General features: G+C 71.7%; 27 protein-coding genes and 1 tRNA gene. 11 read left to right on the plus strand and 17 right to left on the minus strand.

The window, feature by feature from the left end:
- Window positions 1–12: 12 nt before the first annotated feature.
- Window positions 13–1,635 carry a carboxylesterase family protein gene (locus tag AB0K10_RS23605; RefSeq protein WP_363686735.1) on the minus strand — a complete coding sequence of 541 codons (1,623 nt, stop codon included), beginning with the start codon at window positions 1,633–1,635 and terminating at the stop codon, window positions 13–15.
- Window positions 1,636–1,805: 170 nt separating this feature from the next.
- Here AB0K10_RS23605 and AB0K10_RS23610 point away from each other — a divergent pair, with 170 nt between their 5' ends.
- Window positions 1,806–2,741, plus strand: coding sequence for a TetR/AcrR family transcriptional regulator C-terminal domain-containing protein (locus tag AB0K10_RS23610; protein WP_363686737.1), 936 nt, complete (start codon window positions 1,806–1,808; stop codon window positions 2,739–2,741).
- A gap of 79 nt (window positions 2,742–2,820) precedes the next feature.
- Window positions 2,821–3,996, plus strand: a complete 1,176-nt coding sequence (locus tag AB0K10_RS23615; protein ID WP_363686739.1) for an ice-binding family protein — start codon at window positions 2,821–2,823, stop codon at window positions 3,994–3,996.
- Between the two features lie 63 nt (window positions 3,997–4,059).
- Here AB0K10_RS23615 and AB0K10_RS23620 read toward each other — a convergent pair whose 3' ends face one another.
- Window positions 4,060–4,692 (minus strand): TetR/AcrR family transcriptional regulator, encoded by a 633-nt coding sequence (locus AB0K10_RS23620; RefSeq protein ID WP_363686741.1) that lies wholly within the window; start codon window positions 4,690–4,692, stop codon window positions 4,060–4,062.
- 128 nt (window positions 4,693–4,820) lie between these two features.
- On the opposite strand from AB0K10_RS23620, the gene AB0K10_RS23625 reads away from it, so the two are divergent.
- The gene (locus tag AB0K10_RS23625; RefSeq protein ID WP_363686743.1) at window positions 4,821–5,717 is read left to right on the plus strand and encodes a TIGR03620 family F420-dependent LLM class oxidoreductase; all 897 of its coding nucleotides are present in this window, start codon (window positions 4,821–4,823) and stop codon (window positions 5,715–5,717) included.
- A gap of 75 nt (window positions 5,718–5,792) precedes the next feature.
- The gene (locus AB0K10_RS23630) at window positions 5,793–6,542 is read left to right on the plus strand and encodes an SDR family oxidoreductase (protein WP_363686745.1); all 750 of its coding nucleotides are present in this window, start codon (window positions 5,793–5,795) and stop codon (window positions 6,540–6,542) included.
- 56 nt (window positions 6,543–6,598) lie between these two features.
- Here AB0K10_RS23630 and AB0K10_RS23635 read toward each other — a convergent pair.
- A tRNA-Ser gene (locus AB0K10_RS23635) sits at window positions 6,599–6,685 on the minus strand.
- Between the two features lie 75 nt (window positions 6,686–6,760).
- Here AB0K10_RS23635 and deoD point away from each other — a divergent pair.
- A complete protein-coding gene (gene deoD, locus AB0K10_RS23640) occupies window positions 6,761–7,468 on the plus strand; it encodes a purine-nucleoside phosphorylase (RefSeq protein WP_363686747.1) in 708 nt (235 codons plus the stop codon).
- 152 nt (window positions 7,469–7,620) lie between these two features.
- Here the strand turns inward: deoD and AB0K10_RS23645 are convergent, their stop codons facing one another.
- The 4 genes from AB0K10_RS23645 to AB0K10_RS23660 are packed head-to-tail and all read right to left on the minus strand — an operon-like array spanning window position 7,621 to window position 11,106.
- Entirely contained in the window at window positions 7,621–8,820 is a 1,200-nt protein-coding gene (locus AB0K10_RS23645; protein ID WP_363686749.1) for an ABC transporter permease, read from the minus strand.
- Window positions 8,820–9,515, minus strand: coding sequence for an ABC transporter ATP-binding protein (locus AB0K10_RS23650; protein WP_363686751.1), 696 nt, complete (start codon window positions 9,513–9,515; stop codon window positions 8,820–8,822). The genes AB0K10_RS23645 and AB0K10_RS23650 overlap by 1 nt, the downstream gene beginning before the upstream one ends.
- A complete protein-coding gene (locus AB0K10_RS23655; RefSeq protein WP_363686753.1) occupies window positions 9,512–10,597 on the minus strand; it encodes a peptidoglycan-binding protein in 1,086 nt (361 codons plus the stop codon). The genes AB0K10_RS23650 and AB0K10_RS23655 overlap by 4 nt, the downstream gene beginning before the upstream one ends.
- Window positions 10,594–11,106, minus strand: coding sequence for a hypothetical protein (locus AB0K10_RS23660; protein ID WP_363686755.1), 513 nt, complete (start codon window positions 11,104–11,106; stop codon window positions 10,594–10,596). Before AB0K10_RS23660 ends, AB0K10_RS23655 begins: the two co-directional genes overlap by 4 nt.
- 141 nt (window positions 11,107–11,247) lie before the next feature.
- On the opposite strand from AB0K10_RS23660, the gene AB0K10_RS23665 reads away from it, so the two are divergent.
- Window positions 11,248–11,904, plus strand: coding sequence for a response regulator transcription factor (locus AB0K10_RS23665; RefSeq protein WP_266247096.1), 657 nt, complete (start codon window positions 11,248–11,250; stop codon window positions 11,902–11,904).
- A complete protein-coding gene (locus AB0K10_RS23670) occupies window positions 11,901–13,055 on the plus strand; it encodes a HAMP domain-containing sensor histidine kinase (protein WP_363686757.1) in 1,155 nt (384 codons plus the stop codon). The genes AB0K10_RS23665 and AB0K10_RS23670 overlap by 4 nt, the downstream gene beginning before the upstream one ends.
- 74 nt (window positions 13,056–13,129) lie before the next feature.
- Here AB0K10_RS23670 and AB0K10_RS23675 read toward each other — a convergent pair whose 3' ends face one another.
- From AB0K10_RS23675 to AB0K10_RS23690, 4 genes are all read right to left on the minus strand, one after another.
- On the minus strand, window positions 13,130–13,573 hold the full coding sequence (locus tag AB0K10_RS23675; RefSeq protein WP_363686794.1) for a nucleoside deaminase: 444 nt from the start codon (window positions 13,571–13,573) through the stop codon (window positions 13,130–13,132).
- 196 nt (window positions 13,574–13,769) lie between these two features.
- Window positions 13,770–14,297: a tRNA adenosine deaminase-associated protein gene (locus AB0K10_RS23680; RefSeq protein WP_363686759.1), complete on the minus strand. Its 528-nt coding sequence runs from the start codon at window positions 14,295–14,297 to the stop codon at window positions 13,770–13,772.
- Between the two features lie 117 nt (window positions 14,298–14,414).
- On the minus strand, window positions 14,415–14,582 hold the full coding sequence (locus tag AB0K10_RS23685) for a hypothetical protein (RefSeq protein ID WP_167626078.1): 168 nt from the start codon (window positions 14,580–14,582) through the stop codon (window positions 14,415–14,417).
- A 112-nt stretch (window positions 14,583–14,694) separates the two neighbouring features.
- Window positions 14,695–15,084 carry a hypothetical protein gene (locus tag AB0K10_RS23690; protein ID WP_363686761.1) on the minus strand — a complete coding sequence of 130 codons (390 nt, stop codon included), beginning with the start codon at window positions 15,082–15,084 and terminating at the stop codon, window positions 14,695–14,697.
- Window positions 15,085–15,145: 61 nt separating this feature from the next.
- On the opposite strand from AB0K10_RS23690, the gene AB0K10_RS23695 reads away from it, so the two are divergent.
- Window positions 15,146–15,910, plus strand: coding sequence for a M23 family metallopeptidase (locus tag AB0K10_RS23695; RefSeq protein WP_363686763.1), 765 nt, complete (start codon window positions 15,146–15,148; stop codon window positions 15,908–15,910).
- Between the two features lie 29 nt (window positions 15,911–15,939).
- On the plus strand, window positions 15,940–17,010 hold the full coding sequence (locus AB0K10_RS23700) for a PHP domain-containing protein (protein ID WP_363686765.1): 1,071 nt from the start codon (window positions 15,940–15,942) through the stop codon (window positions 17,008–17,010).
- 125 nt (window positions 17,011–17,135) lie between these two features.
- On the opposite strand, the gene AB0K10_RS23705 is transcribed toward AB0K10_RS23700, so the two are convergent.
- Entirely contained in the window at window positions 17,136–18,164 is a 1,029-nt protein-coding gene (locus AB0K10_RS23705) for a DMT family transporter (protein WP_363686767.1), read from the minus strand.
- 107 nt (window positions 18,165–18,271) lie between these two features.
- On the opposite strand from AB0K10_RS23705, the gene AB0K10_RS23710 reads away from it, so the two are divergent.
- Window positions 18,272–19,942 carry a DUF885 domain-containing protein gene (locus AB0K10_RS23710; RefSeq protein WP_363686769.1) on the plus strand — a complete coding sequence of 557 codons (1,671 nt, stop codon included), beginning with the start codon at window positions 18,272–18,274 and terminating at the stop codon, window positions 19,940–19,942.
- A 57-nt stretch (window positions 19,943–19,999) separates the two neighbouring features.
- On the opposite strand, the gene AB0K10_RS23715 is transcribed toward AB0K10_RS23710, so the two are convergent.
- From AB0K10_RS23715 to nudC, 3 genes are all read right to left on the minus strand, one after another.
- On the minus strand, window positions 20,000–21,577 hold the full coding sequence (locus AB0K10_RS23715; protein ID WP_363686771.1) for a DUF6114 domain-containing protein: 1,578 nt from the start codon (window positions 21,575–21,577) through the stop codon (window positions 20,000–20,002).
- A gap of 80 nt (window positions 21,578–21,657) precedes the next feature.
- The gene (locus AB0K10_RS23720) at window positions 21,658–22,212 is read right to left on the minus strand and encodes a DUF6230 family protein (protein WP_363686796.1); all 555 of its coding nucleotides are present in this window, start codon (window positions 22,210–22,212) and stop codon (window positions 21,658–21,660) included.
- 447 nt (window positions 22,213–22,659) lie between these two features.
- Window positions 22,660–23,580 (minus strand): NAD(+) diphosphatase, encoded by a 921-nt coding sequence (nudC, locus tag AB0K10_RS23725; RefSeq protein ID WP_363686772.1) that lies wholly within the window; start codon window positions 23,578–23,580, stop codon window positions 22,660–22,662.
- Between the two features lie 202 nt (window positions 23,581–23,782).
- On the opposite strand from nudC, the gene AB0K10_RS23730 reads away from it, so the two are divergent.
- A complete protein-coding gene (locus tag AB0K10_RS23730; RefSeq protein WP_363686774.1) occupies window positions 23,783–25,603 on the plus strand; it encodes a VanW family protein in 1,821 nt (606 codons plus the stop codon).
- 39 nt (window positions 25,604–25,642) lie between these two features.
- Here AB0K10_RS23730 and AB0K10_RS23735 read toward each other — a convergent pair whose 3' ends face one another.
- Together AB0K10_RS23735 and AB0K10_RS23740 are read right to left on the minus strand one after the other, a co-directional pair.
- Window positions 25,643–26,581: a cyclase family protein gene (locus tag AB0K10_RS23735; protein WP_363686776.1), complete on the minus strand. Its 939-nt coding sequence runs from the start codon at window positions 26,579–26,581 to the stop codon at window positions 25,643–25,645.
- Between the two features lie 38 nt (window positions 26,582–26,619).
- Entirely contained in the window at window positions 26,620–26,850 is a 231-nt protein-coding gene (locus AB0K10_RS23740) for a hypothetical protein (RefSeq protein ID WP_363686778.1), read from the minus strand.
- Window positions 26,851–26,983 lie beyond the last annotated feature (133 nt).

Genomic DNA, 26,983 nt, shown 5'->3' on the forward strand with positions numbered 1-26,983 from the left:
CCCGGCACGGCATCAGCCGCGCAGCGACCGCCAGAAGTCGTACGAGTGTGCCGCCGCGAAGTCCGTCGTGCCCGATCCGCCGCCACCGGCCAGGACCCGCACGTACGGGGCGTGCTCGCGCAGGCGGGGCCACCCGGGCCGGCCCGTACGGGCAAAATCGCTCCAGGCGCGGACCATCTCCCCGGAGAGCCGCCGCTGGGTGGGGGTGAGCGCCTCGGCGTAGTCGACGTCGAACAGGTACGGCAGTTCCGCGCAGTGGTACGCGCCGGTCGGGAAGGTCGGCGCCGGCCCCTCGGTGAAGAACGGCGCGTCCTCGTCGGCGAACTCGTACACGTACGTCGGCACCTTGCGGGCGAACGCCAGCGCGGCGGTGTAGATCGGCTCCGCGTACCCCTGATCGGTCCACACGGCCCCCAACGCCGCGCTGGCGGAGCGTGTCTCGTCGCTCGGATAGCGCGCCAGCACCTCCTGGGCCCGGTCGCCGAACATGGCGCGTACCTGCTCGCGGTACTTGTCGTCGGTGAGCCGGCACGACTCGGGCTCCTGCCCCGGCGCGGGTGGCTGGGCGCAGTTCATACCGCCGCGTTCCATCCCCCACACCTGGAGCGTGGACTCGTCGCGGGTCGTTCCGGTCAACACGGGCACCTGACGCAACCGGCCGTGGGTCAACGCGTCCGCGGGATCCACCGGCAGGGTACGGCCGTCGACGGTCGGGCCCAGGTCGACGCCCGTGCCCGGGTAGCCGACCGCGTCGACGAGCGTGGCCGTGTCCCGCCCTCGCAGGCAGGCGGCGAGCGCACCGACGTCGGTGCAGCCCACCCGCCCGGCGAACTCCTGCGCCGCCTGGACCGCCTCCGCCCGGGACTGGACCGGGTTGGCGCACGAGTTGCTCTGCATGATCGCGCGGTGGAACAGGCCGGCGGAACCGGGCGCGGCGAGGTGGGCGCAGACGCTTGTCGCACCGGCTGACTGCCCGGCCAGGGTGACGCTGCCCGGGTCCCCGCCGAAGGCAGCCGCGTTGCGCCGGACCCAGCGCAGCGCTTCCTGCTGGTCCTGCAACCCGTAGTTGCCGATGGACCCGTCCGGGCCGGCCAGCGCCGGATGCGCCAGGAAGCCGAGGGCACCGAGCCGGTAGTTCACCGTGACGACGATGACGTCGCCCTCGGCGGCCAGCCGCTCCCCGCCGTAGACGTCGCCCTGGCCGAACCGGAAGTCGCCGCCGTGCAGCCACACCAGCACCGGTCGAGGCGTTCGGGCGGAAGCGCGCGGCGTGGTGACGTTGAGGTAGAGGCAGTCCTCGGACGCCGACGCGTCGTCCATCGGCAGCCCCTTCAGTTGGGCGCAGGCGGCACCGGGCCGGGTCGCGTCCCGTACGCCCGTCCACCGCGGACCGGGTCGCGGCGGGGCCCAGCGCAGCGCGCCCAGCGGCGGGCGCGCGTACGGGATGCCCTCGAACGTCCGGTGGTCGGCCGCGACGGTCCCGCGGAGGGCGCCCTGGTCGGTTCGCACCACGGCCGCGGCCGGACGGCCGGCCGCCACGGCCGGGCCGACTGCCGTCGCCGCCGCGAGGAGCGCGGCCGCGCCGATCGCGACGACCCACCGGCGGTACGGGATGCTGGTCATGAGGTCCCCCATCGTTGGAATGTGTACGGCGTACGCGCTGCCTGTGGGGGAGCATGTCGACTCGGGGACGGGGTGGCCAGGTAGCTCTAGTGCACCTGCGGGCCGCTGCGAGGAACATCTGTGGAACGACTCCCGGTGCTCTAGTGCGCTAGGGTCGGGCTCCGGCCGGCGGGAGGGCGACGATGACGGAGATCGACGAGTCCACACCCCCGTACCTGCGCATCGTCGCCGAGCTGCGGCGGCGCATCGCGTCGGGTGAGCTGGGCCCCGGCGACCGGGTGCCGTCCACCCGGCAGATCGTGCGGGAGTGGGGGGTCGCCATGGCGACCGCGAGCCGCGCCCTCACAGTGCTCCGACAGGAGAGCCTGCTCCGGGCGGTACCCGGCGTGGGCATGGTGGTCTGCGGCTCGGAGCCGGCAGCGTCGGGTCGGGGCGGCCGGGCCGACGTGCGGCGCGGGCCCGCCCACGCTGTGACCCGCGACCAGGTCGTGCGGACGGCCATCGGGATCGCCGACTCCGAGGGGTTGGCGGGGCTGAGCATGCGGCGCATCGCCGCCGACCTGGACGTGCCGACCATGTCGTTGTACCGGCAGGTCCGTGGCAAGGAGCACCTGGTGCTGCTGATGGCGGACGCCGCCTTCGCGGCACATCGGCTGCCCGGCACGTTCCCGCCCGGGTGGCGGGCCCATATGGAGCTGCTCTGCCGGTTGCAGTGGGCGATCTACTGTCGACACCCCTGGCTGGCCCAGGTCGTCTCGCTGACCCGCCCGCTGATGGCACCGCACGCCGTCGCGCACACGGAATGCGCCCTGCGCGCCCTCGCCGGGTACGGCCTGGACCAGCAGACCCAGCTTCACCTGGTGGTCGCCCTGGCCAACCACGTGCGGGGCACGGCGGTGAACCTGCAGCAGGGAGCCGAGGCGGAACAGGACACCGGCCTGACCGACGACGAGTGGATGGTGGCCCAGGCCGACGCGTTGGGCAGGCTGCTCGCGGCCGGCGAGTTTCCGCACCTGGCCCGACTCTCTCGGTCGCCGATCGAGCTCGACGCCGACAGCCTCTTCGAGTTCGGGCTGCAACGGCTGCTGGACGGCGTGGAACAGCTACTCGACCAATGACCGATTTCGTCCCATTTGTGCCTACATGTGACAGTATGGGTCGCTGAGGAGACACCACCCGTCGAGCTTCGGGGAGACCATGACGACCCGCACGGGTATGCATCGCACGATCATCAAGATGGCCCGGACGGCCAGCGCCCTGACCCTGGTCGGTGCGACCACAGTCCTGGTCGTCGTGGCCGGTCCGCCCAGCGCGAGCGCCGCCGAATTGCCGGTGCCGCTGGGCACGGCCGAGAACTTCGCGGTCCTCGCCGGGACGACGGTCACCAACACCGGGCTCAGCATGATCACCGGCGACGTCGGCGTGAGCCCGGGTACCGCCGTTACCGGCCTTCCTCCCGGCCAGGTGAACGGGACGATCCACTCCAACGACGGCCCCGCCGTGCAGGCCAAGAGCGATCTCGCGATCGCCTACAACGACGCCGCCTCCCGCACGACCACGGACGTCGTCTCGAGTGAACTCGGTGGCACCACCAAGACCACAGGCGTGTACGGATCCGCTGGGGGCACGTTCACCATCGGCGGAGACCTGACCCTCGACGCGGAGGGCGACCCGAACGCGGTCTTCATCTTCAAGACCGTCAGCACACTCATCACGGGCGCGTCGAGCACTGTCAACCTGATCAACGGTGCCCAGTCGTGCAACGTCTTCTGGCAGGTGGGCAGCTCCGTCACGCTCGGCGCCAACTCCCTGTTCCGCGGCAACCTGCTCACCTTCACCTCGATCACCGTGGGCGCGGCGCTCGAGGTGGACGGCCGGGCGATGGCGATCAACGGCGCGGTCACCATGGACACCGACACGATCAGCAAGTCGACCTGCGCCGAGCCGGGCGAGTTGTCGATAAGCGCGCCGGAGACGGCCACCCTGAGCAGCGCCGGTCTCGGCGGAGTCGCCTCGGGCAACCTGGGACCGGTCACGGTGACGGATGAGCGCCTGCTGTCGGCGCCGACCTGGACCGCGACAGTCGTCGCGACGAACTTCGTCACCAGCGGCGTTCCGGTGCACTCGATCGCCAGCACGAACGCGTCCTACTGGTCGGGTCCGGCCACCGCGACGAGCGGCATCGGCACGTTCACCTCGGGCCAACCCACGGCCGGAGACGCAGAGGTCATCAATGTTGAACGCACCGCGTTCACCCTGACCGACGGCATCGGCAACAACTCGGCGACCTGGGATCCCGTGGTCTCGGTCCAGATTCCCCTGGCGACCGTCGCGGGCACCTATACCGGAACGATCACCTTCTCGGTCGCCTGAAGACCGCCGCGACCGACGCCGCTTCACCCGAACGGTGAACGCGCCGCACCGGGCGTCCAGCGCTCAGACGGACCGGGCGACCTGCTCGGGGGACCGCGCTCCGGACACGGCGGCGAAGCCGGCGAGCGCGATCTCCGCCGTCTGACGCAGAGCCTCCCGGGCGACCCCGGCGGCGGCGTGTATCGCCTGCCCCTCGGTCACGCTCATGACGAAGCGGGCGAGCGCGGCCGGATCGGCGTCGGCGGGTAGGTCACCTTCGGCCACCGCGCGGGTGAACCGGTCGGCGAGAGCCAGCTCACCGGCCAGGCGGCTGGTGGCGAGGAAGCCGGCCACCGCGGCGTTGTCGCTGGAGCAGGCGGTGCCGCCCTGGATGGACAGGCAGCCGGCCGGGCGGTCGGGTCGGGTCACGGCGAGCACGTTCTCGCGCAGCAGAGTGGCGACGACCTCGTACGCGGTGGGTTGGGCGAAAGCGCGCCGCGCGTACTCCATGTCCTGTTCGGCGTAGCGGGCCACGGCCTTGCGGAACAACTCCTCCTTGCTGCCGAAGGCGGCATAGAGGCTCGGCTTGTTGATGCCCATGGCGGCGGTGAGGTCGCTCATCGAGGCGCCCTCGTACCCCTGACGCCAGAACACCTCAAGCGCGCGCTCCAGCGCCTCGTCGGCGTCGAAGCCGCGTGGTCGCCCTCGTTGTGGCACGGCCCACCACCTCCCGGGACTCATCCTACCCACCACCGAAACCGATCGGTACAGAAATTTGCGGACGCCGGCGGCGGTTGCTACGGTCAGATGCATACCGCTCGGTACAGAATAGGTGGGAGGATGGCGTGGCCACTCGACTGAACACTCCGCTGCCCGCGGTCGGGCTCTGGAGCATGGAGCTGCGCGGCGCCGCCGACCCGGCCATCCGGGACGCCGCGACCGAACTCGACCAGCAGGGCTTCCGGGCGCTGTGGGTGCCGGGCCTGGACGGCGGTGGGGCCATGGACGACATCGGGCACCTGGCCGAGGCCGCGCCGCACGCGACGATCGCGCTGGGCGTGCTCGCGATCTGGGGCCAGGACCCCGTGACGCTGAGTGACCGGCTGGCCGCCCTGGACGCCGCACACGGCCCGCGGACGATCCTCGGCTTCGGGGTGAGCAACGCCCACTCCGCCGCCCAGGCCGGCCAGGACTACGGCCGACCGGTCGAGTCGATGAGCCGGTGGCTGGATTCCCTGGACGCCGCGCCACGCCCGATCCCCGCCGAGCGGCGCATCCTCGGCGCGCTCGGACCGCGAATGGCGGACCTGGCGGCCGACCGGACCGCCGGATGGCACCCCTTCCTCGTCACCCCGGACTACACGGCGAGGCAGCGGGAACGGGTCGGGCGGCAGCCGCTGATCGCGCCGCACCTGGCCGTCGTCCTGGACGGGGACCCGGAGCGGGCACGCGCCGCCGCTCGGGCAGGGATCGGGATGTTCATCGGCTTTCCGAGCTACCGGGCCAACCTGGCCCGCCTCGGGTTCACCGAGGACGACCTGGTCCCCGGCGGCAGCGACCGCCTGATCGACGCCCTCGTCGCCTGGGGTGACCTGGACGCGGTCGCCGCGCGCATCCGGGAGCACCTGGACGCGGGCGCGGACCACGTCGCCCTCCACGTACTGCGGCCGGACGACCCCGACCGCCCGGCGCTGCCCATGGCGCAGTGGCGCGACCTGGCCACCCTCCTGCCGAGCTTCTGAAACTCCCCGCACCCCATCGACCACCGGCCGCAACCCCGGCCGGCCCAACCGCACCACACGAAGAGGAGATCAATCGTGGGACAGCTCGACGGCAAGACCGCCCTCGTCACCGGCGGCACCACGGGCATCGGCCTGGCCACCGCCCGCCGCTTCGCCGCCGAAGGCGCGTACGTCTTCGTCACCGGCCGCCGCAAGGGCCCGCTGGATGAGGCAGTGGCCAGCATCGGCGCCAACGTCACAGGCATCGCCGGCGATGTCGGCAACCTCGACGACCTAGACCGGATCATGCAGGCGATCGAGGCCCGGGGCGCGGGGCTGGACGTCCTGTTCGCCAATGCCGGCGGCGGCGAGTTCAGCCCGCTCGACTCGATCACTGTCGAGCACGTCGCCAACACCTTCGACACCAACATCTACGGCACCATCTTCACCGTGCAGAAGGCCCTGCCCCTGCTCAACGAGGGCGCCTCGATCGTGCTGACCGGATCGACTGCTGCCAGCAACGGCACCCCCGCGTTCAGCGTCTACGCCGCCTCCAAGGCCGCCATCCGCTCGTTCGGCCGCACCTGGGCCGCCGAGCTGGTCGGCCGGAAGATCCGGGTCAACACCCTGGTCCCCGGCCCGACCGAGACCCCTGGGCTCGCGGGCCTGGCGTCCAGCCCCGAGGAGGCCCCCGGCCTGCTGAAGGGCATCGCCTCGAACGTGCCCATGGGCCGGATGGCCCACCCGGACGAGATCGCCAACGCCGCGCTCTTCCTCGCCTCCGACCAGAGCAGCTTCATGACCGGCAGCGAGCTGTTCGCCGACGGCGGCGAGCAGCAGCTCTGACGCGGAAACGCCCGGTCGATCCTCGCGGATCGACCGGGCGTTTCTGCACTACAGAGCGGTGGCGGAGGGATTTGAACCCTCGGAGGGCGTTAACCCTCACACGCTTTCGAGGCGTGCTCCTTAGGCCGCTCGGACACGCCACCGCCGACGAGGGTACAGGACCGCCGGTTCGGACGCCGAACCGGTATCGCTCCGGCCGGCCTGGCAGGATCTTTGCCATGAGTACGCACATCGGCGCGAAGCCGGGCGAGATCGCCGAGCGGGTCCTGATGCCGGGTGACCCCCTGCGGGCCAAGTGGATCGCGGAGACCTACCTCGAGGGCGCCACCTGCTACTCGACGGTTCGGGGCATGCTGGGCTTCACCGGCCGCTGGAACGGCGTCGAGGTCTCGGTCCAGGGCTCCGGCATGGGCATGCCGTCCGCCTCCATCTACGCCCACGAGTTGATCAACGAGTACGGCGTCAAGACGCTGATCCGGGTCGGCTCCTGCGGGGCCCTCAGCACCGACCTGCAACTGCGCGACGTGGTCGCGGCGATCGGGTCGTCCACCGACTCGAACATGAACCGGATGCGGTTCGACGGGCTTATCGACTACGCCCCGGTGGCCGACTTCGGGCTGCTGCGTACCTCGGTCGAGGTGGCCGAGCGGCGCGGCATCACCATGCACGTCGGGCCGATCCTGGCGGCGGACGCCTTCTACACCGACCGGCCGGACCTCTACGACACGCTCGCCGACTACGGCGTGCTGGCGGTGGAGATGGAGTCTGCGGCGCTCTACACGATCGCCGCCCGGTTCAAGGCCCGCGCGCTGACCGTGTTGACGGTCAGCGACCACATCAAGACCGGCGAGAAGACCACGTCGGAGGAGCGGGAGCAGACCTTCAGCCAGATGGTCGAGATCGCGCTCGACACGATCCTCGCCTGACCCGTCCGGCGGGTGTCACTGCCGAGAGCGGTATGACTCAGAGGAATAAATATTCCTCTGAGTCATACCGCTCTTTCGCATATGCGAGGCCGCAGACCGCCACGCCGGCCGCGAACGCCGCCACGCCGCGCCGGCACCTACCGGCACGCCAGTTAGACGGTGGTCAGGGCCTCCGTGGGTGAGAGGCGGGCGGCGCGGACCGCCGGGTAGAGACCGGCGAAGCCACCGATCACCAGGGTCGCCCCAACTCCGCCGAGCATCGCCCATGCCGGCACCACCGTCGGCCAGCCCTGCGACAGCGCGTACCCCGAGGTGACCACGATGCCCAGCAGCACTCCGCCGACCCCGCCGAACGCGGACAGCAGCAGCGACTCCGCGAGGAACTGTGTGCGTACCTGACCGCGGGTCGCCCCGAGTGAGCGGCGCAGCCCGATCTCGGCCCGTCGCTCCAACACCGAGATCACCATGGTGTTCGCCACGCCCACCCCACCGACCAGCAGGGCGACCGCCCCGAGGCCCAGCAGCAGCCCGGTGAACGCGTCGTCGGTCGCCTCGGCGGCGGCCAGCGCGTCGGAGGGGCGGGACACCTCCACCTCGTTTGGCGCTTCGGGATTGGCGGTCGCGCCGAGCACCGACCGCACCGCCTCGACCTGCGACTCCTGCGCCCGCGTGTAGACGGTGGTCGGGTGCCCGTCGAACCCCAGGTAGTCGGTCGCGGCAGCCCAGCCGACAAGCGCCGAGGAGTCCAGCTCCGGGGCGAGCGGCACGGTCGCGAGGACGCCGACGACGCTGAACCACCGTCCGCCCAGCCACACCTGCACCTGCGGATCGGCTGTGGTGATGCCGAGCCGCTGTGCGGCGGTGGCGCCGAGGACGACCGCCGGATAGCGGGCGGTGGCCTCGTTGAGCCAGGTGCCGCTTGTCAGCTCCGCGCCGACGGCGCCCGGCAGGTCCAGCCGTGCCGCCCGGGTGGCGATGCCGCCGGTCTCCGCCGCCGGAATCCGGTCCGTGCGGTACACCTTGGCGTCGGGGACCTGCCCGGTGGCGGTCACCTGCGTCACCGGACCGATCCGGCCGATCATGGCGATCGAATCCTCGGGAAGCTGCGCGTCCGCGCCGAACAGGGTGTCGCCCGGCTCGACGGTGAGCAGGTTGGTGCCGAGTGCGTCGAGCGCCCGGTCCAGTTCGGCCCGGGACGACGAGGAGATACCGACGACCGCGATCATCGCGGCGATGCCGATGGCGATGCCCAACGCGGAGAGGAACGCCCGCAGCGGACGGGTCCGCAGCCCCACCCCACCGACGCGTAGGACGTCCGCCGGCCCCAGCCTGGCCGGAGTCAGGGTCGCCATCAGCCGACTCCGCCCGGCGCGAAGGCCGAGTCGTGCCGCACCGCGCCGTCGCGCATCCGCACCTGCCGAGGCAGGCTCTCCGCGATCTCCCGGTCGTGCGTGATCACCACGACCGTGGTGCCGGCCCGGTGCAGGTCGTGCAGCAACTCCAACACGCCGGCACCGGACTGGGAGTCGAGGTTGCCGGTCGGCTCGTCGGCGAGCAGCACCGCCGGCTCACCGACCACCGCCCGGGCCACCGCCACCCGCTGCCGTTCGCCGCCGGACAGCTCGTGCGGCCGGTGGCCGAGCCGGTGGCCCAGGCCAACCCGGACCAACGCGGCCTCCGCGCGCTCCCGACGCCTCCGCAGGGGTACGCCGGAGTAGAGCAACCCGTCGGCGACGTTGTCCACGACGGGGACTCCGGGGGCCAGGTGGAACTGCTGGAAGACGAAGCCGATCCGGGTGGCCCGCAACGCGGACAGCTCCCGGTCGGTCAACTTCGCCACGTCGTACCCGTCAAGGAGCACGCTGCCCGACGACGGCCGGTCCAGGGTGCCGATCAGGTGCAGCATCGTCGACTTGCCCGACCCGGACGGGCCGACGATGGCCACCAACTCACCATGACCGATCCGCAACGAGACGTCGTCCAACGCCACCACCCCACCGGCGTACCGCTTGCTGACCCGGTCGAGGACGATCACGTCACCTGTCATTTCGGCATCGCCACCGTCATGCCCTCGGCGATCTCCGACCCGCTGACCTCGACTCGGCCGTCGGCGAACAGTCCGGTCGTCACCGCGACGATCCGGCTGCCGTCGCCGTCGACGACCTCGACGCCGTAACCGCCCTCGGCGAGCGCCAGCAGCGCCGCCACCGGGACGGTGAGCACGTCGCGGCGCTCCGAGGCGGTGAATGTCACTGTGGCGCTGGCCTGGTCGAAGCCGGCGAGGGCCTTCGGGTCGGTGACCGCGACGGTCACCTCGATCTTCGTCTCCTCCTCGCCGGACTGCCCGCTCGCGCCGGAGGCACCGGCCTGGATGACCGTCTCGGCCGTGCTGATCGTGCCGGCGACCGCCCGTCCGTCCGGCAGCTTCACAGTGACCTTCGAGTTCCGCTTGGCCAGCCGCTGGTCGTCCATGTCGAGGTCGACGGTGACCACGCGACTGGTGCCGCTGTAGGTCAACACCGCCTGACCGGGCTGAGCTGCGGCCCCGACGTCGGCCTGGTGGCTCTCCACCCGGACCTCCCCGTCGGCGTACACGACGCGGCCCTGTTCGATCCGGCCGGTCTCGGGTAGGCCGAGGTCCTCCTGCCAGTCACGGACCGCGTCGCCGGTGGCGCCCGTGTACTCGTCGTCGACAGTGAACCCGCTGTAGCCCAGCGCCTTGAGGTTGCGCTCGAACTGGGTGACGTCCGGGCCTTCGACGCCGGGCTCGAGCGTCCGGTACGCGGGTAGCCCGCCGTAGAGGAGCACGACCTCCTCGTTGTCGACGAGGTACAGCGCCTTGCCCCGTCGCACTGTCGACCCGGTCGCGGGCAGCCCGGTGATCGTGCCGCTGAGTTTCGCCGTGGCGGTGCGCGTCGTTCCGTACCCCAACTCACCGTCGGCGGTCTGCGTGTCGGCGAGGGTCTGCCGGGTGACCGGGGCGGTCGCCGCCGGGCCACTGGCGTGGGTGGCGTCTCCGGCGTCGCCGCCGAAGCCCACTGCGGCGACGACACCCACGGCGGCGACCACCAGGACGATCCCCACTGCGACAGCGGCGCGCAGCCCCGGGCGTCGGGTGCCCTCGGTCACTTGCCGCCCCCGACCTGGGGCGCGAGCTGCCGGCACTTCTCCATCGCGGCCCTCAGGCCCGGATCCCCGATGTTGATCGCGTTGTCCCCGGTTCCGACCCGGAGCCGCCCTTCGGCGTCCGGGTCCGGGAAGTCCGGTACACCGTTCTCGCGCATGCACTTGGCGAGGGCGCGCATCTGCTCGGCCTGCTCGGGGTTGAGCTGCGGCCCCTGCCCGCCGTTGGGCAGCTTGTCCTGGCACTTCTCCATGGCCGCCTGGACCTTCTGCTGATCCACGTCAGCGCCGAACCGGAGGTTGGGACGGGCACCCGGCTCCGGGTCCGGCATGTCCACCCCGTTCTCCCGCATGCACCGGGCGAAGGCGAGCTGCCGGTCCGAGTCACTGACCGGAGTGCCGCTCGCCGTGGCCCCGGCAGTCGTCCCACCGGCGGTCGCGACCCCGCCGCCGTCGTCGCCTCCCGCCCCGCACGCGGGCAGCGCCAGGGCGAGCAGGACGGGGATCGCAAGCATCTGTCGTCGCATGGTGTCCACTTCCGCTCAGGTCCGGCGCGGTTCGCCGAACGTGACACCCAGTGGACGCCGACGGCCGTATCCCCGGCGTTACCGTCGGCGGTTATGCCGCCGTTACCGCATCCCGAGCACCATGGAGGGGTGAGAGTGCTTGTGGTCGAGGACGAGACCATGCTTGCCGACGCCATCGCGGAGTGGCTGCGTCGGGAGTCGTTCGCTGTCGACGTGGCGTACGACGGGGACGCCGCGTTGGAACGGCTCGGCGTCAACGAGTACGCGGTGGTCGTCCTGGACCGGGACCTGCCGGTGGTGCACGGCGACGACGTGTGCCGGGCGATCGTGGACGCGGGCGGGGAGACCCGGGTGCTGATGCTGACCGCCGCGGCGGCCGTCCGGGAGCGGGTCGCGGGCCTGGCGCTCGGCGCGGACGACTACCTCACCAAGCCGTTCGCCCTGGTCGAGCTGTCGGCTCGGGTGCACGCGCTGACCCGCCGTGCCCGCCCGGCCGCGCCCCCGACGCTGCGCCGCGCCGGCATCCAGCTCGACGCGGCCCGACACGAGGTGCGCCGCGACGACCGGCACGTGGCGCTGTCCCGCAAGGAGTTCGCTGTGCTGGCCGAACTGCTCCGCGCCGACGGCGCCGTCGTTTCCGCCGAGGACCTGCTGGAACGTGCCTGGGACGAGCACATCGACCCGTTCACCAACGTGGTCCGGGTGACGATGATGAAGCTGCGCCGCAAGCTCGGCGACCCGCCGGTGATCGAGACAGTGCCGGGAGCGGGGTACCGGATCCGATGAAACGCCTGACCATCCGCGCCCGACTCACCCTCATCTACGGTGGGCTCTTCCTGCTGGCCGGCAATGTTCTGCTCGCCGTCACGTATGTGCTGGTGGATCAGCGGATGCCGCAGCCGTTCGGGGTGAACCTGCGCGACCTGCCGAAGGTCAGCGCCACGACGCCCACCGGGCAGAACGTCGACAACCTGCGTGCCATCCTGCAGGAGGCGCAGGACGAGGCGAAACGCAGCGCGTTGGAGTCGCTGCTCACGCAGGGTGGCATCGCGTTGGTGGTGGTGTCGGCGGTGGCGATCGCCTTCGGCTGGCTGCTCGCCGGCCGGGCGTTACAGCCCCTGCAGCAGGTCACCGACACGGCGCGACGGATCGCCGGCGCGGACACCGCCGGTCGGGGCCTGCACGAGCGGATCGCGCTCCGCGGCCCCCGCGACGAGGTACGCGAACTGGCCGACACGTTCGACGAGATGCTGGGACGGCTCGACCGCTCGTTCGACGGGCAGCGCCGATTCGTGGCGAACGCCTCGCACGAGCTGCGTACCCCGTTGGCGCTCAACCGTGCCCTGGTGGAGCTGGCCATCACCCGTCCGGACGCGTCGGCCGAGACCCAACGGTTGGGCGAATCGCTGTTGGCGGTCAACGAGCGGCACGAGCGGCTGATCGACGGCCTGCTGACCCTGGCGGACTCGGAGAACGAGCTGACCGAGCGTGCGCCTGTCGACCTGGCCGAGGTCTGCGCGCACGTCACCGATCAGGCCGCACAGCAGGCACCCGACCTCCGGGTGCACCGCTCGCTCGCGCCGGCGCAGGTCTTCGGCGATCCGGTGCTGCTGGAACGGCTCGCGTTCAACCTGGTGGAGAACGCGCTGCGGCACAACCTTCCCCCCGAGGGCTGGGTCGAGGTGTGCACCGGGCTCGTCGACGGCCAGCCAACCCTCACGGTGCGCAACACCGGCCCGGTGATCGCCGGCTACGACGTGGAGACGATGTTCCAGCCATTCCGTCGGCTGTCCCGGGAGCGGGTCGCGGGCGCGCGGGGTTTCGGTCTGGGGCTGTCGATCGTCCGCGCGGTGGCCCGGGCCCACGGCGGCACCGTCGACGCTCGGCCCCGCCCGGCCGGTGGCCTGACCGTCACGGTGACCCTTCCCGCGGCCTGATCGTCGGGTCGTCGCCCGGCCCACAGCCGGGCCGCTTGGACGATGGCAGGTGCGGCAATGTGCCGACCTCCGGTTCAGCGGAAGAAGGCGCGCAGGACGGCGGCCGTCTCGGTCTCCAGCACCCCGCCGTAGACCTCCGGACGGTGGTTGAGCCGGCGGTCGCGCAGCACGTCCCAGAGGGAGCCGGCCGCGCCGGTCTTCGGCTCCCACGCGCCGAAGACGACTGTGGAGACCCGGGCCAGCACCAGCGCGCCCGCACACATGGTGCACGGCTCCAGGGTGACCACCAGGGTGCAACCGTCCAGCCGCCACCGGCCGGTGAGCTCCGCCCCACGCCGCAGGGCCAGCACCTCGGCGTGGGCGGTGGGGTCGCCGGTCAGCTCCCGCTCGTTGCGCCCGGTCGCCAGCTCGACGCCGTCCGGGCCGTAGAGCACCGCGCCCACCGGGATGTCATCGATCGCGTCCGCGCCCACTGATGCGGCCGGACCGGTGACGGCCACCTCCAGGGCCCGGCGCATCCACAGTTCGTGCCGCTGCCGCCGACCGAGGTCGCCCGGGTCGGCCAGCCCCTCGTGCGCGCCCGGCCCAGCTCGACCCACCGCGCCGGGCGTCGGCTGCCCCGGCCGGATCGTCTCCAACAGCGGATCGGTGGCGTCGGCCGGTTCCGCGCCACCCGCGGGCACGATCCCCTCGTACGCTGCCGACCCGGTGGGGTCAGACCTCACGCAGTTCCTCGACCTCGTCGGCGCACCCGAGGACCTCACAGATCTCGGAGGTGACGTCCGCCGGCAGCATCCCCTCGGTCCCGCAGAGCGTCAGCAGCTTCTGCGCGGAGATGCCCAGGTTGGCCAGCAGGTCGGCGTCGCCCACCGGATCGGCCTCCGGATCGACGACGGGCTGCTCGCTCTCCTCGTCGCCACTGGCGGCCGGGCGGGGCTCGTCGTCGCCGTCGAGCCCGGTCACGGACGTCTTCAGGTCACCGACCAGCAGTTGGCCCAGTCGGGACTCCTCGGCGAATGCCGAGTCCGACCCGAACACCCGCAGATCCTCGCCCTCGTCGAGACGCAGGACCACCAGGTACGCGTCGTCGGCCTCGACGAAGAGCAGCGACACGTCGGCTTCCTGGTCGACGTCGCGCAGTCGGTCGGCGACCTCGTCGATGTCGGTGGCGCCCCGCAGGCTGACCTCGGCGGCGGTCCAGCCACTGTCGTCACGCACCACGGCCGCAGCGAAGTACGACACGGTTCCCCCAAAAGCCCTCGGCACAGCGCCGACTCGTCAAGGGTGCACGTTAGCCGGTCGGGTCGGCGGGCGACCGGTCAACGCCCCGAGACGCCGGCCAAACCTGACAAAGTCGGATCAGCCGGCTACCCGACGGCGGGTGGCGATCAGTTGGCGCAGACGCTCGGTGCGCTGTCGCTGCGGCCGGCTGCGCTGGCGTACCGCCCGAGCACCCGCCAACTCGGCGAGCAACTGGAGGCGGCGGCGGTTGCGATCCGGGTCCTGCCGCGGGGTGGTCCAGGCCATAGTCCCGAGGGTGCCGAGTCTCGACGGCCACGTCAAGACGGCGTTCGCTACGCAGCCAACCGGGCACGCGGCGCAGTCGTCCGCGCCCTAATCCGGGCCGGTCGGCACACGCTCACCACAGCGGCCAGTCAGCGCTTGTCGCCCACCGGACCGCCACCACGGCGGCGGCGATGCTCCAACCACCGGCGGTGACGATGGCCACCCCGGTGGCCACGCCGCGATCGCCGTAGCGAACCAGCACCAGGGCCGTCAGCCAGGCCAGCAGGCCGGACACCACCGTCCACCACGCGTAGCTGGCCACGTCGGTGCCGAGCAGCCCGAACAGCAGCAGCCAGGCGGCCGCCGCGCCACCGCCGGCGGCGACACCGCCGCCGGTCACCGGGTGCGGTTCGCGGTAGGTGGGTCTGGTCGGCGGCCCGGCCGGAAAGAGCCCCGACGGGGTACGCGACGCCGGTCGGGCGGCACCCGGATCCGGGACGGGGTCGGGTCGGGCGATGGTCACGGTTGCCCTCCCCTCACGCGCGTCGCTCGTGCCCACGGTACCGGTCTGTCAGGATGGCCGAATGCCCTCGCCGACGATCGGTCGCCGCGTGCGTCCGGCGTACCCGATCCTGTTGCTGCTCGCCCCGGTGCTTGCCGCCGGCTGCGCGACCACCCGGCCGGGGGTGCCGCCGGACGGGGCCGCGCCGACGCCGTCGGCGGTCTGGGCGACCGGTGAGCAGCCGGCGGCGCCGACGGCCACGCCGCCGCCGACCCGCCCGGCCAGCCCGACGCCGTCGTCGGCCAAGCCGTCGCCGAGCGCGCCGCGCGCCGGGCTCCGGCACGTCTTTCCGGTACGCGCCGACAACGTGGACTACCACACGACGCACGGGGCGTACCCGGCGACGGACGTGTTCGCCGACTGCGGTGAGCCGTTCGTGGCGGTGACCGACGGCAAGGTGCTGGAGGTGAGTCGTGTCGACAGGTACTCCAAGAGTGGGCCGCAGGGCCCGGACAACGGCGGCCTGTCGGTCTCGCTGCTCGGCGACGACGGTGTGCGCTACTACGGCTCGCACCTGAGCGTGGTCGGCAGCGGTGTCGAGGCCGGGGTGCGGGTTCGCGCCGGGCAGCAGCTCGGCAAGGTGGGCCGCACCGGTAACGCCAACAACGTCTGCCACGTGCACTTCGGCATCTCGCCGCCGTGCACCGGCAAGGACGGGTGGTGGATCCGGCGTGGTGTGCTGTGGCCGGCGCGGTATCTGGACTCGTGGCGGCGCGGTGGCAACCGGGAGCCCGCCGCCGAGGTGACCACGTGGCAGCGGAAACACGGCTGCCCGAAGGCTCCCTGACGTAGCTCGTACGCACTAGGTTCGGTGGGATGAGCGCCCGGGACCCCATTGCCGACCTACGCCGGATCGCGTTCCTGCTGGAGCGGGCGAACGAGGCCACCTACCGGGTGCGGGCATTCCGTTCGGCGGCGAAGGCGCTGGCCGGCCTCCCGGCGGCCGAGGTGACCGAGCGGGCCGGCAACGGCACGCTCACCGAACTGGCGGGTGTGGGGGACGTGACGGCCCGCTGCGTTTCGGAGTCCCTGGCCGGTGAGGAGCCGGTCTATCTGCGCCGGTTGGTGGCGACCGAGGGCAGCGACCTGGATGCCGAGGCCACGGCGCTGCGCGCCGCCCTGCGGGGCGACTGCCACACCCACTCGGACTGGTCCGACGGCGGCTCACCGATCGAGGAGATGGCGCTGGCCGCGGTGGAGTTGGGCCACGAGTACGTGGTGCTCACCGATCACTCGCCCCGGTTGACGGTGGCGCGCGGCCTGACCGCCGAGCGGCTGCGCCGGCAGCTCGACCACGTGGCGCAGGTCAATGCGGCGCTGCCGGAGGGTTTCCGGATCCTGACCGGGATCGAGGTGGACATCCTCGCCGACGGCTCACTCGATCAGGACGACGAGCTGCTGGCCCGGCTGGACGTGGTGGTCGGGTCGGTGCACAGCGGCCTGAAGGATGAGCGGGCGAAGATGACCCGGCGCATGCTGAAGGCCGTCGCCAACCCGCACCTGGACATCCTGGGTCATGTCACCGGGCGGATGGTGTCGTCCCGCCCGGCGGGGGTGACCGGCCCGGGTGATCGGGGGCACCGGGCGCGCACCAGGAACGAGAGCGACTTCGACGCGGACGCGGTCTTCGCCGCCTGCGCGGAGCACGACACCGCCGTCGAGATCAACTCTCGGCCGGAGCGGCAGGACCCGCCGAAGCGGCTGATCCGCCGCGCCCTGGAGGCGGGCTGCCGCTTCGCGATCAACACGGACGCGCACGCGCCGGGCCAGCTCGACTGGCAGCGGTTCGGCTGCGAGAGGGCCGCGCTCTGCGGTGTCCCTGCCGACCGGGTGGTCAACACCTGGTCGGCCGAGCAGCTCGTGGAGTGGACACACGCCAGGGACTGACGGTGCTCGGGCGTTGATCGACTCGCGTTCGCTGAAACCGGGGTGTCGCGTTGATCGACTCGCGTTCGCTGAAACCGGGGTGTCCTGGACCGTAGGACACCCCGGTTTCAAGGAAGCCGAGTTGATCACCCGCGGGCGGGCGCGGCGGCAGGTTCGGCGGCGGGCGCGGCGGGCGCGGCCGGAGCGGCGGGCGCGACCGGAGCGGCGGGCGCGCCCACACCGGCCACCGGCCGGGGCTTGCGGCGGCCGAACACGCCCTGCGCGACCGCGACGCCCAGCAGCACGATGAGCGCGCCGACCGGCTGGTGCCAGTTGAGCCGCTCGTCGAGCACCAGGGCGCCGATCAGCACCGCGAAGATCGGAATTAGATACGTGACGCTGGAGGCGGTGCTCGCGCCGGCCACCCGGATGTTGCGCATGTTGATGACGAAGGCGAGCCCGGTGCCGAACGCACCGAGGGTCAGCACACTGGCCACCACCTTCGGCGACAGCTCGGTGGGCAGCGGCGGCGCACCCGCGACGAACGGGGTGACGACGGCGAGCTGCCCGGCGGCGAGCAGCAACTGCGCCGTGGACAGCGACAGCCCGGAGTGCGCGCTGCCCGCGACGAACCGCTTCTGATACGGGATGGCGACGCCGTAGCAGGCGGCCGCCCCGAAGCACAGCAGCTGCCCGACGAAATGCGCCCCGCCGACGCCCTCCCAGACCCCGAGCACCACGAGCACGCCGAGGAAGCCCAGCCCGAGGCCGATCGCGCGGCGCACGGTCAACCGCTCGGTGCGGAACACCAGCACCGCCAGCGGCAGCACGATCAACGGCGTCGTCGCGTTCCAGATGCCGGCGAGCATCGACTCGACCCGTTGCTCGCCGTAACCGAAGAGGGTGAACGGCACCGCCACGCCGAACGCGGCGACGACGAAGAGGTGCGCCCACACGCGGGGCTCGCGGGGCAGCCGGTCGCGCAGCACCGCGAGGACGACCAGCAGGGTCAGCGCGCCGGACACGACGCGGTAGAGGGTCAGCTGGACGGGGTGCAGCTCGGCCACACCGACCTTGATGAACAGAAAGCTGGATCCCCAGATGGCGGCGAGGGCGCAGAAGCCTGGCAGCCAGGCGCGCAGCGGCGCCTTGTCAGGAGCAACATCGGTGGTCACCCCTGACACTCTGCCGCAGGGATACGACAAAGTCCCGCCACTTTCTCGTGGTCGGACACGAGAAACAGCATCGACACCGGGGCGGGGCGGTCACGTAGTGTCGCACCGTGGGACGAATTGATGAACTCGCCAACCGCTACGTGGCCGAGTGGGCGCCGTTGAGCCCCACCGGCGCGACATACGTCGGCATCGCCGGCCATGACGACCAGCTCGACGACCTCTCACCCGAGGGTTACCGGGCCAAGGCCGACCTCACCCGCCGCACCCTGACCGAGCTCGAGGTGACCGAGCCGGACACCGAGGCGGAACGCACCGCCAAGGAGGCCATGCAGGAACGGCTCGGCCTCGACCTGGCCCGCTACGAGGCCGGCGAGACGACTAGCGAAATCAGCGTGATCGAGAGCGGGCTGCACGAGGTCCGCATGGTGTTCGACCTGATGCCGACGGCGACTGCCGACGACCAGGCCAACGTCGCCGCCCGGCTCAACGGCCTGGCCGGCGCCCTGGAGGGCTACAAGACGACGCTGCGCGAGGCGCTGGCCGACGGTCGGGTCAGCTCGAAGGTGCAGCTCATCGAGGTGGCCAAGCAGTGCGACACCTGGACCGACCCGACCGGGGACAACTTCTTCCACGGCCTCGTCGAACGGCTGGGCGCGGATGGCACGCTCGGTGCCGAGCTGCGCCGGGGCGCGGCGGCGGCCACCGCGGCGACCGCCGAGTTCGGCCAGTTCCTGCGCGCCGAGTTGGCCCCGCACGGGCGGGACAAGCAGGCCGCCGGACGGGAACGCTACGAACTCGCCTCGCAGTACTTCCTCGGCGCGAAGGTCGACCTGGACGAGACGTACGCCTGGGGTTTCGCCGAGCTGGCCCGCCTGGAGGCGGAGATGCGGGTCGTGGCCGGGCGTATCGCCGGCTCGGGCGCGAGCGTCGACGAGGCGGTGGCCACGCTCGACGCCGACCCGGCGCGGACCATCCAGGGCAAGGAGGCGTTCCGCGACTGGATGCAGGCGCTCGCCGACAAGGCGATCGCCGAACTGCACGGGACCCACTTCGACATTCCGGAGCAGGTCCGCCGGATCGAGTGCTGCCTCGCCCCGACCAGTGACGGCGCCATCTACTACACCGGCCCGAGCGAGGACTTCTCCCGCCCCGGGCGCATGTGGTGGGCGGTGCCGCAGGGCATCACCGACTTCTCCACCTGGCGGGAGGTGACGACGGTCTACCACGAGGGCGTGCCGGGTCACCACCTTCAGGTGGCGCAGACGGCCGTTCGGGCCGACCTGCTCAACCGCTGGCAGCGGCTGCTGTGCTGGGTCTCCGGGCACGGCGAGGGCTGGGCGCTCTACTCGGAGCGGCTGATGGACGAGCTGGGCTACCTGGAGGACCCGGGCGACAAGCTCGGCATGCTCGACGGCCAGGCGATGCGCGCCGCCCGGGTGATCGTCGACATCGGCATGCACCTGGAGCTGGAGATCCCGAAGGACAACCCGTTCGGCTTCCACCCGGGCGAGCGGTGGACGCCCGAGCTGGGTTGGGAGTTCATGCGGGCGCACTGCCGCGTGCCGGACGAGAACCTGCGCTTCGAGCTGAACCGCTACCTGGGCTGGCCGGGGCAGGCGCCGTCGTACAAGGTGGGTGAGCGGATCTGGTTGCAGGCCCGTGAGGACGCCAAGGCCCGCAAGGGTGCCGACTTCGACCTGCGGGAGTTCCACCGACAGGCGTTGGACCTGGGCGCCCTGGGCCTCGACCCGCTGCGCAAGGCGCTGGCGCGGCTCTAGGCTCTAGGACCTCCCGTGCGGTGGCGTCCGGTCTGGGGACGCCACCGCACGGCGCGGTCAGTGCAGCGTCTGCCTGAGGGTGGGCCGGCCGGTCAACGTGTGGCAGGAGATGAAGGCCAGGTCGATCTGCGGGTCGGTGAAGGTCAGCGACACCGGCGAGGTGATCGGGATGCCGTCCGGAAGGGGCAGGTCCGGAGTCAAGGTGACCTTGATGCCCAGGAACCGGCCGACGAACCGGGTCGCATAGAAGGTCACGTCACCGTCGATGGTCAGCTCGTTCGTCTCGCTCAACAGCGAGCCGCCCGACGGCCCGGCCACCAGCAACGCGAAGTCGCTTGTCACGGCCTTGCTCATGGTGAACTTCAGCGCCTTCATCTCGCCGTTGGCGGTGTGCAACGGCTCGACCCCCCGAAACCGCAGGTCCGTCATCACCACCTTGGATCCGGTCAGCTTCGCCGGCATGGCGGCGACCGTGGGCATGGCCGGGTCCGCCGCCAGCTTGGGCAGCGGCTTGCCGGGCTCGACGGGCGCCGGCTTGGTCGGCTTGGGGCTGTCACACGGTGCGTCCGGGGTGGCGGTCGCCGTCCCGGTGGCGTTGGCGGTACGGGTGGGGGCGGCGCTCGGGGTGGCCGGCCGGCCGGCTCGCGCGGCACCGCTGGTGGACTCGGCCGTGGCGGCGACGCTCGAATCGGTGGAGGACCGTTCCGCCTCGTCGTCGCCGCCGGTGAGGAGGTCACCGATGCCGTCGACGATGTCGGTGATCAGGTTCCCGTCCGACTTCTCCGACGTGGGGCTCGGGCTGGGGCTGTGGCTCGGGCTCGGGCTGGCAGGAGCGGGGGGCGTGCTGGGCCGAGCCGACGACGAGGGCGTCGGGCAGGAGGGTTCCGCCGCCCGCACCGGCGACGCGCCGTCGACAGTCGTCAGGCCCGCGCTGGCGAGGCTCAGCAGGAGCAGTGTCACGACGTACGTCTTCGGGTCGCGGGCCATCGTCGACCTGGTCTGCGGTGCCTCGGGCTCGACGACGGGCGCCGCCTCGGTGTCGTCGCTCGCGCTCGCTTGCGGTGTCGACTCGCGCAGCGTTCCACGTGGCTGCGGAATGGTGTCGGTGAGCGGCCCGGTCGTCTCGTCCTCCCGCTGCCGCGCCGGCAGGAGTTCGTCGACGAGCGCCGGTTCGTCGCCGGACTCATCGTCCTCGGTCAGCCGGTCGTCCGGCTCCTCGGCGGCCGGGGGCGACACCGCGGCAGCGCCCTTGGCCGGCACCCAGGCGAAGCCGAGTGCGCTGCCGACCATGCCCAGCAGCATGCCGATGAAGAACCCGCCGAGGTTGACGCCGATAAGCGAGTAGACCGCTGTCACCGCACCGACGACGGCGTAGAAGATCCGTTGCGTCGGGCTGAGCCACATCAGCAGACCACAGGTGACCAGGATGGTGGGGATCAGCCAGGACAGGAAGCCGGTCGGCCCCATCTGCAGGGTCAGCCCGGCCAGGCTGACCTTCGTGGTGCTGAGGATCTCCGCTCCGGCCAGGATGGTGAAGAGTCCGCCCCAGAAGGGCCGGGACCGCCGCCAGCGGCGGAAACCGCGCCAGGCTCGACCGACACGGCCGGGCTGCGCGCGATGAGTGGCGGTCGACACGTACGTCCTCCTGGCGGTGAAAAGGGGTGGGGCGGGCCCGAGGCTCGCGAAGGGCGCCCCTCGCGAGCCTCGGCGTCAACTCAGAAGCATTCCTTGGCGTCGGCGCCGACGTTGACCTTGAGCTTGAGGCCGGTAAGCGTGAAGGTGCCGGCGGTGGTGTAGCGGGCGACCTGCTCGAGGCCCTTGATGTTCACGTGCGTGGCGTCCTGACCGAACGAGCCCGCCGGAGCCGGGCCGAGGTCGCTGGCGTCCCTGCCGATATTGATGTTGGTGAACTCGGCGTCGCCTTCGAGCGACTCCATCGCGATCAGCATGCCCTTGGCGTGGGCCTCCTTGCCGGGGCCGCCGTCGCCCGCGTTGATGGTGAGCACGATCTTGGGGAGACCGGGCACCGAGGCGTCGACGGACTGGCAGAGCTTGGTCAGCGTGGCGTCGCCGATCTCCGACATGGCCACCGGGATGACCTTGCCGTCCTTGGTGGTGACCACACCGCCGTACTGCTTGAAGCCGTCGCCGTCGAGCTCGGCGGCGGAGACCTTGAACGGCTTGCCGGCCACTGTGATGTTGGCGGCGATGGCGCCGTTGGCCATGCCGAAGACGATGCCGCCGGCAACTGCCACAGCGGGAACCATCATCGCGGCGAAGCGGCGCCAGCGGGTGCCGCCCTGCGCCTGACGGGTTTCCGAATCCTTCACGGGTCCTCCTCGAACCGGGGGTCACCGATCGCGATCGCGACTCGGGACTGCGGGAAAGCACGTGGCCGCTGCGGCCGCTCCGGGGACGGTCGGCGGATCGGCAGTGTGCGGATTGGATGCTCTCGCGAAGCGACCTACCTCACAAGGGCGCTGCTACTGGCCGGTAACTCACGTCCGGCGGCAAGATCGCGAGGTGTCACCGTCAGTCAGCCTCAGACCGGCCATGCCGGGGCATAAACCGTTCAAATCATGAGGAATAACTACACTGGCTTTACCGCACGTAGCGGCGGCACAGCTTTGTTACATTTACGTAACGCCGGGCTGAAAAGCCGCTGAAGATGAGCGGTCACTCGTCCGTACGGCTGAGCCGGGGCGCCGGAAACCGCGTTACCGCGCCTCGGCAAGCCAGCCGGTCAGCAGCTGGTGATCGATCGAGTCGACCCGGCCGAGCCGCCGGCCACCCGCGACCCTCTCCCGCAGCTCCGCCCGGGTGAACCAGCGCGCCTCCAGCAGCTCCACGCCGTCCACGCGTACCTCGTCGGACGTCGCGGTGGCCCGAAAACCCACCATCAGTCCGGCGGGGAACGGCCATGCCTGCGACCCCCGGTAGGTCACGTCCGTGACGGTGATCCCGGCCTCCTCGGCCATCTCCCGGCGCACCGCGTCCTCCAGGCTCTCGCCGACCTCGACGAAGCCCGCCAGCGTCGAGTAGGAGTCCTCCGCCGCGCCCGCATGTCGGGCCAACAGGCAGCGCTCCGGCGAGCCGGGCGCCTCGACCAGCACGATGATCGCCGGTTCGATCCGGGGAAACAGCAGGCGACCACACTCCGCGCCGGAACAGGTCCGCACATGCCCGCCACCGCCGGCAACGGCCACCGCACCGCAGGTGCCGCAGTAACGCTGCTGCCGGTGCCAGTGCAGCAACCCCCGGGCGTACGCCTGAACCGCCGCGCCGGCCGGGTCGAGCCGCCCCACCAGGGCCCGTACGTCGACGGCCCGCGCCGCGCCCGCCATCTCGACGGCGGCGGGCTCGCCGAGCCCGGAAAGGTCCACGGCGAACACCGCCACGTCCCCGTCGAACCCCAGGAAGACTGTCTCATCGGCGGCCGTCCGGACGAGGGACGCGCGGTCGCCAGTCAACCGGACCGGACCGTCGCCGTCGACCAGGCAGCGGTCCCGCCAGAGCGGCAGCACGACAGTCGTCGGCTCGGTCAGCAACGCCTCCAGTCGCGCCGGATCGGTACGAAGCTCGCCCGCCCGGTCCAGCCAACCGCCGCCGTACGCCAACACCCGCTCCGCAGTGTCCACCCCGTCACCGTGCCACGGCGGAGAGCCGGCGGCGGCACCGACCCCGGCGTCGGCCCTGGCTCACCCACCGGCCCACGCGCCACACCGCCCGACACGCGACGGCAGCGCGGAGCGGGCGCAGCCCGCCGACGGCCGGGCATTGGTTACCGTGGTGTCCTCCGGGAGGGGGGACCTCCCGTGGCACCTGGCGATCGAGGTTGCAGTGACGCTGTACGGCGACAAACATCCGCCCGCCGACGACCGGCCCACCGTGCAGGTCACCGCGGTCACCTGGCCGGACGAGCCGGAGCCGGTCACGGCGCCGACGGCCACCGCCGAGCCGGGCAACGGCGGACGCCGTCCCCGCCGAGTGCGGATGCTGCTCGCGACAGGCGTCACCGGCGGTGTCCTCGCCGCCGTGGCCGGCGCCGGCGCCTGGGCGTACGCCGGGGACGTGCCCCGGGGCACCAGCGTGCTCGGCACCGAACTGGGCGGGCGGAGCCGCGATGCCGCCGACCGCGAGTTGCGGGCGGAGCTGGACCGGCGGGCGGCGGCCCTCGCCGCGCCACTACGGGTCACCGTCGGGGAGCGCACCGCCGAGATCAAGCCCGCCGACGTGGGACTGAGCGTCGACGTGACGGCCACCGTGGCAGCTGCCGCCGAGGCCGACGCGCACCCGGTCAGTCGGCTGGTCGGCTCCCGAACGGTCGACCCGGTGGTCACCATCGACACCGACCGGCTGGACGCGGCCCTGCGCAGGGTGCTCGGCGACCAGGTCCGTCCGATGACCATGCCGGCCATCACCTACCAGGGCACCACCCCGAAGGTCGTACGCCCCAAGCCGGGCCTGGCGTTCGACGCGCAGCGCTCCGCCGACGCCGTCCGCGCCGGGTGGCTGGCCGGCACCCCGGTCACCGTGCCGCTGGTCGAGAGCCAGCCGGCGACCACGGCCGAGGAACTGGACCGGCTGGTCGCCGAGCTGGCCAGGCCGGCCGTTGCCGCGCCTGTCACCCTGCGCACCGGCAGGGGCTCGCTGCGGGTGCCACCGGCAGCAATCGCGAAGAGCCTCCGGTTCACCGCCGACAAGGCCGGCAAGCTCACCCCGGTGGTCGACGTCAAGCGGCTGCGCGCGGCCCTCGGCGACGACCTGTTCGCGATCGAGGTGCCGCCGAAGGACGCGTCGATGACCATCTCCGCTGGCCGGGCCAAGGTCACCGACGGCCGCGCGGGCCAGCAGCTCGACAGCGCCGCCCTGGGTCGTGACCTGTTGGCCGTACTGCCACGGTCGGACGGTCGCGAGGTGACCGGTGAGCTGAAGGCGACACCGCCGGAGCTGACCGCGGAGAAGCTGGCGGGTCTGGGAATCAAGGAGCGGGTGTCCACCTTCACCACGCGGTTCACCGGTGGCATGGCGTCGTCGCGCAGCCAGAACATCGCCACCATCGCCAAGGAGGTGGACGGCACGGTCGTGCTGCCGGGCAAGACGTTCTCCCTGAACGGGCATACCGGCGAACGCGGCTACGCGCAGGGCTACCGGGACGCGCCGGTCATCCTGGACGGCAAGCTGGTGCCGGGCGTCGGCGGTGGCACCTCGCAGTTCACGACCACCCTGTTCAACGCCACCTACTACGCGGGCCTGGAGGACGTCGAGCACAAGCCGCACTCGTACTGGTTCGACAGGTACCCGGCCGTCATCGAGTCGACCATCTTCTGGCCGAGCCTGGACTTCAAGTTCCGCAACAACACCGAGCACGGCCTGCTCATCGACACCTCGTACACGTCGAGTTCGGTGACCGTCTCGATCTGGAGCACGAAGATCTACGACAGCGTGAAGACGGAGTACGGCCCTCGGCGCAACATCACCACGCCGAAGGTCATCCACCTGGCGCCCGGCCCGTCGTGCATCCCGAGCAACGGCATCAACGGCTTCGCCCAGGACGCGTTCCGCGTCATCAAGAAGGGCGGCGTGGTCGTCAAGCGGCAGAAGTTCACCTGGCGCTACGACGCGGAGCCCCGCTACGTCTGCGGCCCCAAGCCCTCCTGAACCGATGCGGCCGTCCCGACTCTCGGCTGTGCGCCGCCGTCAGAAGGTGGCGATGGGGTTGACCGGGCTGCCGGACGTGCCGGCGAAGCGGACCGGTGCGACAGCGAGGTGGAAGTCCCACTGGCCCAGCTCGGCCGCCGTTGTCACGCACGCCTCCAGGTCGCAGTTGTCGAGCAGCCACAGGCCCATCGCGACGAGACTCACGGCGTGCACAGGCATCAGCACGTCGTCGTACCCCGACGGCTGGACGTCCTGCGGGGTGTCGGCGCCGATCAGCGCGACCCCGCGCTCGTGCAGCCACGGCAGGCAGGACGCGTGCCAACCGGCCTGCGTGAAACCGCTTGCCACACCGGATTCGTGCCGGAAGCGGCCGTAGCCGGTCCGCAGCAGCACCGCGTCGCCGGGCCGCACCCGGACGCCTTGCCGGCGCTCGGCCTCTTCGAGGTCCTCGGGAAAGACGCCCTGGCCCGGTTCCAGCCACGGCACACCGCGGACTCCCGCGACGTCCAGCAGTACGCCACGCGTGACGATCCCGTTCGCCGCCGCCGTGACGGCCGCCCACCCCGATCCCGTTTCGACATCGACCAACGAGTGCGACCGCCCGTTGTACATCCTGCCGTCCCAGAAGAGGTGGCACGGCGAGTCGATGTGGGTGATGGTGTTGCCGTGGAAGGTCATGCCGAGCCGCTCCGTCGAGAAGCCCCACCGCCGGTCGGCGTGGAAGGCGGCGACAGGCATGTTCTCGGCACCCGGCATGTCGGCGGCACACGGGCACGACGTGGTCGACCGTTCCATTTCGACAGGTACGGCGACCTCCCACGCACAGGACACACTCCGGCCGTGGCGCACGGCCTGCGCCGCAGCCAGCCGCACGCCGTCGGTGATGTGGTTCAGGGTGCCGAGCTCGTCGTCGTCACCCCAGCGGCCCCAGTTCGACAGCGTGTCGAAGTATCCGAGCACGTCATCCCGTGTGGGCATCGGTCGCTCCGCGGTCATCCCCGCCTCGACTCCTCCGGTCACGCGATCTGATCCTTCCCATCGGCCGACGGCATCGGAACCATGCGCTCTTCCTGTATCCGGATCTCGGCCCGGTACCGGGTCGCGGCCGGGTGCCACATCTCCTCGAATGGCCCCATGACCTCACCACCGACGCCGCGGCGACGACCACGGACCCCCAGCCACGCCAGCGCGCCGAGCACTGCGGCCACGCAGCAGGCGAACGCCAGGAGGATCAGGATGTCATCCACGAGGCCGAGCCTAGGCCAAGGTGACGGCCGCCGGCATCGGTGCCCGATGCGGGAACGCAGAAAAGCCCACCCCGAAAGGGGTGGGCTTTTCTGAAAGATTGTCCGGCGGTGTCCTACTCTCCCACACCCTCAC

The organism is Micromonospora sp. NPDC049274 (genome assembly GCF_040678875.1).
Classification (GTDB): Bacteria; Actinomycetota; Actinomycetes; order Mycobacteriales; family Micromonosporaceae; genus Micromonospora.

Excerpts from the sequence above, each read along its gene's own strand:
- AB0K10_RS23605 (WP_363686735.1), bottom strand. The coding sequence starts at position 1,635 with ATGGGGGACCTCATGACCAGCATCCCGTACCGCCGGTGGGTCGTCGCG.
- AB0K10_RS23610 (WP_363686737.1), top strand. The coding sequence starts at position 1,806 with ATGACGGAGATCGACGAGTCCACACCCCCGTACCTGCGCATCGTCGCC.
- AB0K10_RS23615 (WP_363686739.1), top strand. The coding sequence starts at position 2,821 with ATGACGACCCGCACGGGTATGCATCGCACGATCATCAAGATGGCCCGG.
- deoD (WP_363686747.1), top strand. The coding sequence starts at position 6,761 with ATGAGTACGCACATCGGCGCGAAGCCGGGCGAGATCGCCGAGCGGGTC.
- AB0K10_RS23645 (WP_363686749.1), bottom strand. The coding sequence starts at position 8,820 with ATGGCGACCCTGACTCCGGCCAGGCTGGGGCCGGCGGACGTCCTACGC.
- AB0K10_RS23650 (WP_363686751.1), bottom strand. The coding sequence starts at position 9,515 with ATGACAGGTGACGTGATCGTCCTCGACCGGGTCAGCAAGCGGTACGCC.
- AB0K10_RS23660 (WP_363686755.1), bottom strand. The coding sequence starts at position 11,106 with ATGCTTGCGATCCCCGTCCTGCTCGCCCTGGCGCTGCCCGCGTGCGGG.
- AB0K10_RS23670 (WP_363686757.1), top strand. The coding sequence starts at position 11,901 with ATGAAACGCCTGACCATCCGCGCCCGACTCACCCTCATCTACGGTGGG.
- AB0K10_RS23675 (WP_363686794.1), bottom strand. The coding sequence starts at position 13,573 with ATGCGCCGGGCCCTGGAGGTGGCCGTCACCGGTCCGGCCGCATCAGTG.
- AB0K10_RS23685 (WP_167626078.1), bottom strand. The coding sequence starts at position 14,582 with ATGGCCTGGACCACCCCGCGGCAGGACCCGGATCGCAACCGCCGCCGC.
- AB0K10_RS23695 (WP_363686763.1), top strand. The coding sequence starts at position 15,146 with ATGCCCTCGCCGACGATCGGTCGCCGCGTGCGTCCGGCGTACCCGATC.
- AB0K10_RS23700 (WP_363686765.1), top strand. The coding sequence starts at position 15,940 with ATGAGCGCCCGGGACCCCATTGCCGACCTACGCCGGATCGCGTTCCTG.
- AB0K10_RS23720 (WP_363686796.1), bottom strand. The coding sequence starts at position 22,212 with ATGATGGTTCCCGCTGTGGCAGTTGCCGGCGGCATCGTCTTCGGCATG.
- AB0K10_RS23735 (WP_363686776.1), bottom strand. The coding sequence starts at position 26,581 with ATGCCCACACGGGATGACGTGCTCGGATACTTCGACACGCTGTCGAAC.